The sequence below is a fragment of the Curtobacterium sp. VKM Ac-2887 genome (assembly GCF_015350935.1).
Lineage (GTDB): Bacteria > Actinomycetota > Actinomycetes > Actinomycetales > Microbacteriaceae > Curtobacterium.
The window spans coordinates 1-12,533 of sequence record NZ_JADKSB010000025.1; the positions used below are offsets into that span (position 1 = coordinate 1).

Consider the following 12,533-nt stretch of genomic DNA (forward strand, 5'->3'; position numbering starts at 1 on the left):
ACGACGCGGTACCACCCACACGAACCATCCCCGGATCTCGAACCGACTAATCAGTCCAAGAACCGGGGACCAGTCCACAGCTGGCACCGGGCCTCCCGTCCGTCAGGTGGTCGCGTCTAGGACTTCGACGCCTCGACGAAGTTGCGGCGCGGGTCCGTCTCCTTGATGAGCGAGGTCGCGTCGCGGCCCGAGACGGCACCGGTGACCCAGCCGATGACGATGCGCGCCTTGCGGTTCAGCGTCGGCATCGCGTACACGTGGTACGCGCGGTGGGCGAGCCAGGCGAGCAGGTTCGTCATCTTGATGCCCTTGATGTTCGCGGCACCCTTCGCGACACCGTACGAGGCGACCGTGCCGATCGAGGGGTGGCGGTACTCCTCGAGGGGCTTGCCGGTGATCGTCGCGACGACGTTGTCCGCCGCGACGACGGCCTGACGGACGGCGTTCTGCGCGTTCGGCGGGTAGAACGCCGGCTGCTTGTCGGCGGTCAGGTCGGGCACCTGTGCGACGTCGCCGAGACCCCAGACACCCGGGACGACTTCGTGCGTGTCCTCGGCCTCGACCTGGAGCTTCGCGTTGGCGGCGAGGTGCCCCTTCGGTCCGCGGGGCAGGTCGGAGGCGTCGAGCAGCGGGTTCGGCTTCACGCCAGCGGTCCAGACGAGCAGCCCGGTCGGGATCTCGTCGCCGTCGGAGAGCTTGACGATGCCGCCCTCGGCGCTCGGCATGGTGGTCTTCAGGCGCACGTCGATGCCGCGGGCGCGGAGCGACTCGAGCGTCCACTTGGACAGCTCCGGGCCGACCTCGGGCGCGACACGGTCGAGCGCGTCGATGAGGATCCAGCGGGGCTGCTCGCCCGCGAGCGACGGGTAGGTCTTGATGGCGGCCTGCGAGACGTCGAACAGCTCGCCGATCGCCTCGACGCCGGTGTAGCCACCGCCGACGAAGACGCTGGTCAGCAGACGACGACGCTCGTCCTCGTCACGGGTGGCAGCGGCCTTGGCGATGTTGTCGAGGAGCTTGGCGCGCACGTAGGCGGCCTCTTCCACACTCTTGAAGCCGACGCCGTACTCCTCGAGCCCGGGGGTCGGGAAGGTGCGGGTGACCGAGCCGAGCGCGACGACGAGCTGGTCGTAGCCGAGCGTGCGGTCGTCGCCACCGGCGGTCGCGATCGAGACGGTCTTGTCCTTCGACGAGATGCCGGTGACCTTGCCCTGGATGACGCGCGTCTTGCGGAGCGCACGGCGCAGCTCGACGGTCACGTCCTTCGGGGCGATGTGGCCGCCGGCGACCTCGGGCAGGAACGGCAGGTACGTGTAGTAGGTGTTCTGGTCCACGAGCGTGATGCGCATGGGCACGGTCGCGGCGTGCTTCTGCAGCTGCTTGACGGTGCTGTAGCCAGCGGAGCCGCCGCCGAGGACGAGGACGTGAGGGATCGAGTCTGCCATTCCTCCGGTCTACCGGATACGGGCCGTCAACGTCATGAACGCCGCACTTCCTGAGCGAATCAGCGCTCTCGGAGTCGCCACCAGGCCGTCTCGGCGAGGTCGAGACCCATGTAGACCCCGTGCGCGGTGCGTCGGGACTCGGTCAGCGAGAACCGTCGCAACCGGTACCCACCGCCGAACCGGTCGATGATCGCCTCTGGGGAGGACTCCGCGTCGCGCTTGACGTACCAGGTGCGGTCGTCGACGGACTCGATCACGGGCAGACCGCCCGGACCGGACCCGTCACCGGCGCCCGCCGATGCGGGAGCGCAGGACGTCGATGCGCTTCTGGATCTGCTCGATGCTCGCCTGTGCCACGGCCGGCCCACCGCTGATGCGCCGGAGTTCGGCGTGGATGGAGCCGTGCGGCTCGTTGGAGTGCCGGGACCAGATCGACACGAGTCGCGCGAGCTCGGTCCGCTGCTCCTTGATGGTCATGTACATCGGGCGGTTCTCGGGCTCGGCGGCCTTCGGCTGGCCGTCCTTGACCGCCCGGCCCTTGGAGCGCTTCGCCTGGGTCGCCTGGCGCGCCCGGAGCAGGTCGCGCACCTGGTCGGGTTCGAGGAGCCCCGGGATGCCGATGAAGTCGAGTTCCTCGAGCGACCCGACCTCGCCGCCGGTGCCGAACTCGCCGCCGTCGTAGAGGACGCGGTCGAACGACGCCTGCGAGTCGAGCGCCTCGAACGGCTGGACCTCGAGCAGGCTCTCGGACGCGCGGTCTTCCTTGTTGGCCTCGGCCACCATCGCGTCTTCGGGGTTGTACATGCCGTCGTCGGCGTCCTTCGGACGGTCGAGGGCGTGGTCGCGTTCGAGCTCGAGCGTCGCCGCCAGTGCCATCAGTCCGGGCACGCTCGGCAGGAACACCGAGGCGGTCTCGCCACGGCGCCGAGCACGCACGAAGCGGCCGATCACCTGGGCGAAGAACAGCGGGGTGCTCGCGCTCGTGGCGTACACGCCGACGCAGAGCCGTGGGACGTCGACGCCCTCGGACACCATGCGCACGGCGACCATCCACCGCGAGGTGTCGTCGGCGAACGCGCTGATCCGGCTGGACCCGGCGGCTTCGTCGGACAGGACGACCGTCGGCCGCTCCCCCGTGATCTGCTGCAGGATCCGGGCGTAGGCGCGGGCCGTGGTGGTGTCCGTCGCGATGACCAGACCGCCGGCGTCGGGCACGCCACGGCGCACCTCGGTCAGGCGCTTGTCGGCGGCGGACAGCACGGCCGGCATCCACTCACCCTCGGGCGACAGCGCGGTGCGCCAGGCCTGCGCGGTGATGTCCTTCGTGACCTGTTCGCCCAGGGAAGCCGACATCTCGTCGCCCATCCGGGTCTTCCAGCGCATCTGGCCGGCGTAGGCCATGAACAGCACCGGCCGGACGACGCCGTCCTTGAGCGCCCGGCCGTAGCCGTAGTTGTAGTCGGAGATCGAAGTGCGGATGCCCTGCTCGTCGGGGGCGTACTGGACGAACGGGATCGGCGCGGTGTCGGACCGGAACGGCGTGCCGGACAGCGAGAGCCGTCGGGTGGCACCGGAGAAGGCTTCCCTGATGCCGTCGCCCCAGGTGAGTGCGTCGCCGCCGTGGTGGACCTCGTCGAGGACGACCAGGGTGCGCCCGCCCTCGGTGATCTTCTTGTGCACCTCGGGGTTCATGCCGACCTGGGCGTACGTGATCGCGACGCCCTGGTAGTGCCGGCCGAACATGCCGTCGCCGTTCTTGAACATCGGGTCGATGCGGATGCCCACGCGGTCGGCGGAGTCCGCCCACTGCCGCTTCAGGTGCTCGGTGGGGGCGACGACCACGATGCGGTCGACGGCCCCGCGCGCCAGCAGCTCGGTGGCCAGTCGGAGCGCGAACGTCGTCTTGCCGGCGCCGGGTGTCGCGGCCGTCAGGAAGTCACGCGGCTCGGACTCGAAGTACTTCGTGAGGGCTTCGACCTGCCACGCCCGGAGCTTCGACGCGGTGCCCCACGCGGCTCGGTCCGGGAACGCCGGCGACAGGTGCTGGACGGCCGAGTTGCCGGCTGCCTCGGCCAGTGCGGCTGCGTCGGCTTCGTCCCGTGCGACGGCGTCGGCGTGCGCCGATGACTGCGCGGACACCGACGACGAAGACGTCGACGACGTGTGATCGTCCCCCGACTCGGCCCACAGCGTGGCGGGCTGCTGCTGTTCGTACTCCGCTGCGCTCACTGGACCTGATTCTACCGCCACCATCAGTCCTGCCTGGCGTGCGGGACGTGGCCGTCGGGAGTCCGGCGGACCAGGGATGCCGGTCGCAGCACGCCTGCGCCGAAGCGCGCGGCGACCGCGTCGACCGTGGTCTCGGTCTCGCGCCACGGCGCGTCGTCGTCCCAGAGCGCGTTGCTCGCGGCGGCCGGCACGAGGTTCTCACCGCGGACCCCGATGAGCCGGATCCGGTTGCCCGGTCGGTGCAGCACGTCGTACAGCTCGACGGCTTCGCGGTGCAGCCGCTTGGCGACGTCGGTGGGCTCGGCGAGGGTGCGCGACCGGGTGAGCGTGGTGAAGTCGGTGTAGCGGACCTTGAGCGCGACGGTGCGGGCCTGCACGTCGGCGTGGCGCAGGCGGACGGCGACCTTGTCGGCGAGGCGCAGGAGCTCGCGCGCAACGTCGTCCCGCTCGGTCAGGTCGTGACCGAAGGTGACCTCGTGCCCGATGGACTTCTCGCCCACGCCGGTGTCGACGACGCGTGGGTCGCGCCCCCAGGACAGGTCGTGCAGGCGCTGGCCACCGGCCGGCCCGAGCGCGGACACGAGTGACCCGAGGGGCGTGTTCGCCAGGTCGCCGACGGTGCGGATGCCGCGGCGCTCGAGGGTCTCCTGCGTCTTGCCGCCGACGCCCCACAGCGCCGAGACCGGCTGCGGGTGCAGGAACGCGATGGTGTCGGCCGCGGGCACGACGAGCAGCCCGTCCGGCTTGGACCGGCTCGATGCGAGCTTCGCCACGAACTTGGTCGACGCGGCACCGACCGAGCAGTGCAGGCCCGTCTCGGCGTGGACCGTGCGCCGGATGGCCCGGCCGATCTCCCACGGCGTGCCGTACAGCCGGAGCGCGCCGGCGACGTCGAGGAACGCTTCGTCGATGCCGAGCCGTTCGACCCGCGGCGTGAACCGGTCGAAGACCGCCATCACCGCGGCGGACTGGTCGCGGTACTTCTCGAAGTGCGGCTCGACGATGATCGCGTTCGGGCAGCGGCGCTTCGCGATGGCCATCGGCATGGCGGAGTTCACGCCGTACCGACGGGCTTCGTAGGTGGCAGCGGTGACCACGGAGCGGTCGGAGTCGTGGCCGACGATGACCGGCAGACCCACCAGGTCGGGTCGGTCGAGCAGTTCGACGGACGCGAAGAAGGCGTCCATGTCGACGTGCAGCACGGTCGCCGAGACGTCGTCCACCGGTGCGTCGGAGACGAGCCGGTTGCTTCCGTCCTGCTTGCTCACACCGAGATGATGCCAGGGACCACCGACATCGCCAGGCTCAGCGTGCGCCGGTGGCCGCCGAACGCGTGGCGGTCTCGCCGAGCACGGTCGCCCGGTGCCGGTCGGCCAGCAGCGCGAGCGCCTCGTCGATGCGGCCCAGCGCGTGCGCGGCGACCTCGACGGTCTGCTGGTCCGGACCACCCGCCGCCGCGCCCACCGCCGTGTCGAGTTGGTCGCCGACCCGCGCCCAGACCGGCGCCGGCGCGGCGGACCGGGGCCCGGCCACGATGCCGTCGGCCAGGTCCGCGATCGACGCGGCGAGGCGGTGGGCGGCACCGACCAGGGCGGCGGGCGGGTCCTGCGGGGGCGAGCCGAGCCTCCCGGCCGCCTCGCGCGCGAACGTCGCCGCCGCCTGCAGGGACGTTCGAGTCCTGGCGTCCGCGCGGGCGGGTCCGCCCGTCGGGAACCGCACCATCGGGCGCAGGACGGCGTCCAGTTGGTAGGTGGCCGCGTCGACGGCGCGCGATCGTGCGCGCAGGTCGGGTGCGGCGGCGTCGGTGGCCGTGTCGGCGGACCGGGAGGCCCGGCTCGCGCCCGCATCGTCGGTCGCGTCCGCCTCGGCGTCCGCATCGACCCCGACCAGCGCGAGCACGAACGCCCGGACCGCGGTCAGCTGCCGTCGCACGGCCCGTCGGATGACGGACCGGGTGGCGATCGGGAGGACGACGGCGCTCACGAGCACGGCGACCGCGGCGCCGAGCAGGTTCTCGGCGAGGCGGATCGGGATGAGTGAGTCGGTGAAGCTGCCGGAGAACGCGTACACCTGGCACAGGACGACGACCAGGCACGCGACCCAGACCGAGTAGACGCCGCCGAAACCGTACGTGCCGACCGCGAGCAGGACGCAGACGAGCACGAGCGTGAACCAGGGGTGCGCCGTGCCGACGACGTGCACGAGGACGATGCCGACGGCGCCGCCGACGACCGTGCCGACGGCGCGGTGCAGGCCCTTGCGGACCCGCTCGTGCGTGGTGTTCGTGCCGGCGAGGACGATCATCACGCCGATCACGCCCCAGTAGAACCGCGGGCCGTCGAGCAGCAGCGCGAGGGGCTCGACGATCGCGACGGCGATCGCGGCGTGCACCGCGGTGCGCAGCGAGACGGAGAGTCGCCAGCGGCGCCAGGGGCCGTCGGCGACGGTGTCGGCGAGCACCGGCACGGCTCCGGCAGGGCGGCCGCCGGCGAGGACGACGGGCGTGACGAAGGGCGCTGCCAACGCGACGCCGTCGCCGCGGTGCGGCAGTTCGTCGCGGAGCTCGCGCCACCGCAGCCCGGCGCCCTGCAGGTCGGTGAACTCGGCGGCCATCCGACGGACGACGGCCGTCGTGCGCGAGCCGGGGTCGCCGTCGGACGCCGTGATGCCGTAGCGGGCGAGCAGTGTCTGCGCGGCGTCCTCGCCGTGCCCGCCGCCGTGGCGCAGGACGATCGTGACGGCACGGAGCGCGGCGTGCCGGACGTCCGACGGCGCGCCGTGCTCGACGAGGGCACCGGCACCGCGCCCGAGCTCGTCGACGGCGAAGTGCGTGTCGAACACGAGCCGGTGGAGTTCCTCCGCCGTGGTGTCGGCGTCCACCCCGCTCGCGGCGAGCATCCCGTCGACCGTCAACGCGATCTCGTGGTACCGGTCGCGGCTGCGACGGAGGCGGCGCAGGGTGCGGCGTCGTGCGGACGGGTCGTCCGCCGCGGCGAGGACGGCGGCAGCGGCCTCGAGCACGGCCGAGCCACGGGCGACGAAGCCACGGCGGGTGCGCAACAGGGTACGGTGCGCGTCCGGTCGGAGCACCAAGCGGACCAGGACCGTCGCGGCGAGCGAGGCGGCCACGACGAGGCCGAGCGGCACGACGCTCGTCTCGGGCAGCGGGAGGAGCAGCCCGCACAGGTACCCGGCGAACCCGACGATCGCGGCGTCGGCGGCCCACGCACCCCACGCGGCCGCGGCGAACTGCAGGAACAGCAGCACGACGATGAGCACGAGCTCGAGGAGCCGGAACGGCTGCAGGGCGATGCTGCCGGCCAGGGCGACGACGAACGGCACGAGGACGGCTCCCGTGCGGGCAGCCGTCCGGCCGGTGCTCGGGTCGACGATGACCAGGCACGTGATGAACGCGGGCATCGCGCCGATCATCACGCCCAGGATCGCGGGCAGGCCGAACGCGGTCGCGACGGCGTACCCCACTGCCATGCCGGCGGGCACCGCGACCAGGGTGCGGAGGGCACCGTCGGTCTTCACGAGCCCGGGGTCGAGCGCGAGGACCACGTCGGCGAGCCGCCGGGAGCGTGTCCGTCGACGGGGAGGGGTCCGGTTCGTGGTGTCGGTCCTCGGCACGAGTCGGCCGCCTCCTCTGCGCTCGGGAGGCCAATCGTACCGGATGCTAACTATCCGGTCGTGCGGTCGGCAGCCCGACGGTGCGGCCTTCGGCGCTCGGTGCGAGGTTGATCGCTCCGTGCGGCGCTACAGGGCTGCACGAGGCGGGCAACCTCGCACGGGCTCACAAGTCCCGCACCGTGCGACCGTCGCCCTGGCCCCGGAGCACCGTGCTACCGTCGCCGATCCGTGCCGGGTTGATCGCTCCGTGCGGCGCTACAGGGCTGCACGAGGCGGGCAACCTCGCACGGACTCACGCGCTCTGCACCGTGCGACCGTCGCACCGCACCGCACCGGCCGGGCGCGCGACCGCACCGGGCCGGGCGCGCGACCGCTCCAGGCCGCACGCGACCGCGTCAGGCGGGCGGGCCGAGCACCGACGCCGCGAGCGTCCGCGCCGCCGAGTCCCGCGACGACGGGTGGTACTGGCCGGCCCGGACGTCGCGCGCCAGGCGGGCGAGTTCGCTCGAGGACCGGAACGCCGAGCCCCCGACGATACGCATCGCCTCGTCCACAACGTGCTGCGCGGTGTCCACCGCCCGCGCCTTCGTGCCGACGAGCAGCGGGAACCACCGGGCACCGAGGTCGTCCTGTTCGTCCACCGATCGGGCGAGCGCGTCGACCTGCAGGGTGATCGCGTCGACGGTACCGCGCAGGTCCGCGATCGCACGCCGGACGTCCGGGTCCTGCGACCGGAGCGAGCCGTCAGCCGCGATGCGACGTCCGACGGCGGACACCGCCAGCGTGATCGCACGTTCGGCGATCCCGACGTACACCGAGGCGATGAGCAGCTCGAACGCCGCGAAGACCCCGAACACGAGCGGGTCCTGGTTCGGCCCGACCGGCAGCGACCGGACGATGCGGTCGGCGGGGACGTGCACGCCGTGCAGCTTCGTCGTGCGGCTCTGCGTGGCCCGCATGCCGAGGGTGTCCCAGTCGTCCAGGTGCTCGACGTCGCCGTCGGACCGGAGCACGAAGCCGTGCACCAGCCGCGGTTCCGGGCCGGAGGTGTCCTTGCCGAACACGCTCAGGACGTCCCATGCCGGTGCGAGCGAGGTGAAGACCTTGGTGCCGGTGAAGCGGTAGCCGCCGTCGCCGTCCGGCTCCGCCGTCGTCGACGAGTCGAACAGGACGGCGTCGTTGCCGGGTTCGCTCACCCCGAACGCCAGCAGGTGGTCGTCCGACGCGTGGTCGGTGACGGCCTGGAGGAACGACGCACCTCGTGCAGTCACGGCGCGCGCCGCCTGCACCCACACCTGGTGCATCCCGAGGCCGAGTGCCGTCGCCGGCGCGGCCTGGGCGAGGGTCCGCTGGACACCGACCGTGGCGCGGAGGCCGAGACCGGAGCCACCCTGCGCCACCGGCACCCCGATGCGCAGGTAGCCCGCGGCGCGGAGTTCCTCGAGGTCCTCGGCGCAGAACGCGTTCGCGGCGTCGTACCCGGGGGCGCGTTCGGCGATGCGGTCGAGCAGGCCGTCCGGCACGGTCCAGGTGGCTGCGTCCGTGCCGGCGTCCGCGCCGGCGGCTGCGCCCGTGTTGGCCTTCGTCATGGCACGAGACTATGGTCCGGAGCGTGTCAGATCGTCATCCGTGGTCCAGGTACGTCGCGATCGGTGACTCGTTCACCGAGGGGATCGGCGACCCCGACCCCACCGTCCCCGGGGGCAACCGGGGCTGGGCGGACCGGGTCGCCGAGGTGCTCGCCCACGGGTCCGACGACTTCGCGTACGCCAACCTGGCGATCCGCGGGCGGCTGCTGCAGCAGATCATCGACGAGCAGGTGGAACCGGCGCTCGCGCTCCGTCCGGACCTGGTCACGGTGTCCGCCGGGGGCAACGACATCATCCGGCCGGGCTCCGATCCGGACGAACTCGCCGAGCGGGTGGACGCCATGGTGTCCAGGCTGCGGAGCGACGGCGCCACCGTGGTGCTGTTCACCGGGCCCGACGTCGGCATGACGCCGGTGCTCGGCATGGTGCGCGGCAAGACGGCGATCTACAACGAGAACCTGCACGCGATCGCCCTGAAGCACGGCGCACTGGTGGCGGACATGTGGGCGCTCCGGGTGCTCCGCGACCCGCGCATGTGGGCACCGGACCGGCTGCACCACTCCCCCACGGGGCACGCCACGATCGCCGCCGCGGTGCTCGACGCCCTCGGCGTGCCGCACGGTCTGGAACCGTTCAACCCCGAACCGCTCGAGGCGCGGCCGTGGCGCGAGGCCCGCGCCGAGGACCTCGGCTGGGCGAAGGAGTACCTGGTGCCGTGGGTCGTCCGCCGCATCAAGCACACCTCGTCGGGCGACGGTGTCTCCGCCAAGCGCCCCGAGCTGCAGGACGTCGTCGAGCACAAGTCCGACACCCCGTAGCGGAACGAGGGCCATCCGAGTCCGGACACCTCCCCGACCGCGCCCCACCACGGTCATCGCGCCCCGACTCCCCAGGGCGCGATGACGGCACGGGGGCGCGAACCGGGTCGTGCACCCTGTGGTCGGCGCAGGTCAGTCGGCGGGCCGGTGCAGCGTCAGCGCGCCGTCGTGCAGCGGTTCGGTCTCCCACGTCGTGCCGACCGTGCCGGCAGCGAGGTCGACACGGAGCCACAGCAGGTGCGGCGTCTCCACGAAACGGAGCCCGACGAGCACGGCGCCGTCCGGCTGGGTCGCGGCGCTCGCTGCGAGGGCACCCTCGACGGCCCACTCCCCCTCGCCGACCGGCACCGACGCCGACGCTCCGTCGGCCGACACGGTCAGCCGGATCCCATGGGCCCCGCGGTCGAAGCCCACGGCGTCGAGCGCCGCACCGGGCAGCACGCGGAGTGCACGACCGGCCACGTGCTCGAGGACCGCGGCGCCACTCACCGCGGGCAGCCCCAGGGAGGCGAGCCGGGCCTCCAGGGCGGTGTCCGAACCCGTGTCGGACGGACGGTCGACGGCGGGCAGCAGGTGTTGCCAGGCCGCGTCGAGGACCGCCTGCATGTCGAGGCTCTGTCCGGTGATCGCGAGGACGACGTCGTGCTCCGGCAGGACGACGCAGAACTGGCCGTAGGCGCCGTCGCCGCGGAAGCCGTGGCGGGCCATCCAGAACTGGAAGCCGTAGCCCTGCGACCAGTCCGGGTTCTCCTCGTCGAGGTTGTCGATCTGCTTGCGCGTGGCGGCCGCGACCCAGTCCTCGTCGAGGATCCGCTCGCCCTCCCAGACGCCGCGCTGCAGGTACAGCTGCCCGAGCGCGGCGACCGCCGACGTCGTGGTGTAGCAGCCGCTGAAGCCGAGCTCGCCGCCGGACTCGTCGCGGCGCCAGGCGAGGTCGTCGATGCCGAGCGGGTCGAGCAGACGGGGACGCAGGTAGTCGACCAGCGAACCGCCGCTGACCCGCCGGACGATCGCGGCGAGCGTGTACGTGCACGGCTGGTTGTAGGTGAAGAGCGAGCCGGGCTCCTCGTCCGGCGGCAGGAGCAGGAAGCCACGCACGACGTCCATGCGGTCGGCCTCACGGGCCCGGTCGATGGCGTCCTCGCGGTGCCCGCTCGCCATCGCGAGCAGGTGCCGGACCCGGATGCGACGGCTGCGTTCGTCCGTGATCTCGTCGTCGAGTTCGGGGAAGTACGACAGCGCGGTCGCGTCGAGGTCGATCAGTCCCTCGCGCACCGCGATGCCGACCGCCGCTGCGGTGAAGCTCTTGCTGAGCGAGTAGAGCAGGTGCACCCGGTCGGCTGCGTACGGCTGCCACCACCCCTCGGCGACGACCTGGCCGTGGCGGAGCAGCATCAGGCTGTGCGGCTCGACACCGGGGGTCGACTCGAGGGCGTCGACGAACGCGAGCACACCGCGGGCGTCGATGTCGAGGGCGGAGGGGGTGGTCCGGGGGAACGTCTTCGTCGTCGTCACCCGTCCGACAGTACGGACTCCGGGTGGTGCGCGTCAGCGCGCGAGCGCCGTCAGCCCTGGAACGGGTTCGTCCAGCGCCACCAGACGCCGGGGTCGTCGATCGTCCGCTCGAGCACGAGCGGCACCGACACCGGGTCGTGGTTCGTGACCGTGAAGCGGACCTTCCCGACCCGCTCGCCCTTCGTCCCGAGGGTGACCTCGTCGAGGTGCGCCTTCGCCCGGACCTTCGTCTTGCCCCAGACCAGGACCTCGGCCGCCTTCGCGGTGACGGCGTCGGCCTCGTCCTGCCAGGGGGTGGAGAACGTGCCGAAGGTCTGGCCGGCGTGGGTCAGGGGCACGACCTGGAAGTTGTCCGCGACGGACCGGAGCAGCCGTTGCACGTCGACGTCGAGCGAGTCGTGGTCGACCCCGCCGAGCATCACGCCGATGACGGTGACGTCGCGGCCGCCGCGCTCGTAGGTCGCCGCGAACAGCAGGCAGGCGCCGGCCTCGTCGAGGGTGCCGGTCTTGATGCCCTCGATGCCGTCCAGGCCGAGCAGCTTGTTCGAGTTCTCGATCTCACCGACCGTCGGGATCGTGACGTCCTTGGTGCCGACGATCTCCTTGACCACCGGGTTCGCGAGCGCGAGCTGCCCGAGGTCGACCAGGTCGGTCGCGGTCGAGGTGTTCTGCGGGTCGAGACCGGTCGGCTCGTGGATCGTGGTGTCGTCGAGGTCGTGCTCCTCGAGCCACTTCGTCGCCGCCTGCTCGTACTCGGCGATCGACCCGAACGCCCAGATGGCGAGGGCGCCGGCGTAGTTGTTCGCCGACTTCATGAGCATCACCTGGAACGCCTGGTGCTCGGTGAGCTTCAGGCCGGCGGGCATCGGCGCGACCTCACCGTTCATCGCCGCGTACTTGGCGTAGAGCGACTCCATCTTCGGCGTGAAGGTGATCGCGGGCCCGGACTCCCCCGCCGCCATCGGCTTCTCGTCGAGGACCACGAGCGCCGTGACGATCTTGGTGATGCTCGCGATGGACCGGGGCTTCGTGTCACCGCTGGTGCGCAGGCTCTCCGGGAAGTCGGTGGCCTCGACCGCGGTGGCGCCGTAGCCCGGGAAGCTCAGCGCCGGCACGCTCGACGTCGGGGCCGAGTACGTGGTGGTCGCGGCGCTCGCCGGACCGAACGGCACGACCGCGGCGGCCACGAGGTAGCCGGCGACGAGCACCAGGACCGCGACGACGGAGATCGTCGCGGGCCTCCGGACGGCGGAGCGGGGGCGACGGACGACTCGTGACACGGGAACCGAGCGTACCGGTCGGTG

Annotated in this window: 9 protein-coding genes; 1 reads left to right on the forward strand and 8 read right to left on the reverse strand. The window is 72.3% G+C overall.

The genetic code is table 11. The features are described from left to right. Positions 1-116: 116 nt before the first annotated feature. From ITJ69_RS18435 to ITJ69_RS18460, 6 genes are all read right to left on the reverse strand, one after another. Entirely contained in the window at positions 117-1,445 is a 1,329-nt protein-coding gene (locus ITJ69_RS18435; protein WP_111083993.1) for an NAD(P)/FAD-dependent oxidoreductase, read from the reverse strand. Between the two features lie 59 nt (positions 1,446-1,504). Then, positions 1,505-1,702 carry a hypothetical protein gene (locus ITJ69_RS18440; RefSeq protein ID WP_123294394.1) on the reverse strand — a complete coding sequence of 66 codons (198 nt, stop codon included), beginning with the start codon at positions 1,700-1,702 and terminating at the stop codon, positions 1,505-1,507. A 25-nt stretch (positions 1,703-1,727) separates the two neighbouring features. Continuing rightward, positions 1,728-3,521 (reverse strand): DEAD/DEAH box helicase, encoded by a 1,794-nt coding sequence (locus ITJ69_RS18445; RefSeq protein ID WP_194673634.1) that lies wholly within the window; start codon positions 3,519-3,521, stop codon positions 1,728-1,730. Between the two features lie 176 nt (positions 3,522-3,697). Then, positions 3,698-4,942: a DNA polymerase IV gene (dinB, locus tag ITJ69_RS18450; protein ID WP_111083991.1), complete on the reverse strand. Its 1,245-nt coding sequence runs from the start codon at positions 4,940-4,942 to the stop codon at positions 3,698-3,700. 37 nt (positions 4,943-4,979) lie between these two features. Next, positions 4,980-7,307, reverse strand: coding sequence for an FUSC family protein (locus tag ITJ69_RS21050; protein WP_194673620.1), 2,328 nt, complete (start codon positions 7,305-7,307; stop codon positions 4,980-4,982). Positions 7,308-7,702: 395 nt separating this feature from the next. Then, positions 7,703-8,896 carry an acyl-CoA dehydrogenase family protein gene (locus ITJ69_RS18460; protein WP_194673621.1) on the reverse strand — a complete coding sequence of 398 codons (1,194 nt, stop codon included), beginning with the start codon at positions 8,894-8,896 and terminating at the stop codon, positions 7,703-7,705. Positions 8,897-8,919: 23 nt separating this feature from the next. Between ITJ69_RS18460 and ITJ69_RS18465 the strand changes: the two genes are divergently transcribed. Further along, positions 8,920-9,714: an SGNH/GDSL hydrolase family protein gene (locus tag ITJ69_RS18465; protein ID WP_111084173.1), complete on the forward strand. Its 795-nt coding sequence runs from the start codon at positions 8,920-8,922 to the stop codon at positions 9,712-9,714. A gap of 132 nt (positions 9,715-9,846) precedes the next feature. Here ITJ69_RS18465 and ITJ69_RS18470 read toward each other — a convergent pair whose 3' ends face one another. Continuing rightward, a complete protein-coding gene (locus ITJ69_RS18470; protein ID WP_194673622.1) occupies positions 9,847-11,229 on the reverse strand; it encodes a serine hydrolase domain-containing protein in 1,383 nt (460 codons plus the stop codon). A 50-nt stretch (positions 11,230-11,279) separates the two neighbouring features. After that, on the reverse strand, positions 11,280-12,509 hold the full coding sequence (locus ITJ69_RS18475) for a D-alanyl-D-alanine carboxypeptidase family protein (RefSeq protein WP_194673623.1): 1,230 nt from the start codon (positions 12,507-12,509) through the stop codon (positions 11,280-11,282). Between the last annotated feature and the right edge of the window lie 24 nt (positions 12,510-12,533).

Excerpts from the sequence above, each read along its gene's own strand:
- ITJ69_RS18435 (WP_111083993.1), bottom strand. The coding sequence starts at position 1,445 with ATGGCAGACTCGATCCCTCACGTCCTCGTCCTCGGCGGCGGCTCCGCT.
- ITJ69_RS18460 (WP_194673621.1), bottom strand. The coding sequence starts at position 8,896 with ATGACGAAGGCCAACACGGGCGCAGCCGCCGGCGCGGACGCCGGCACG.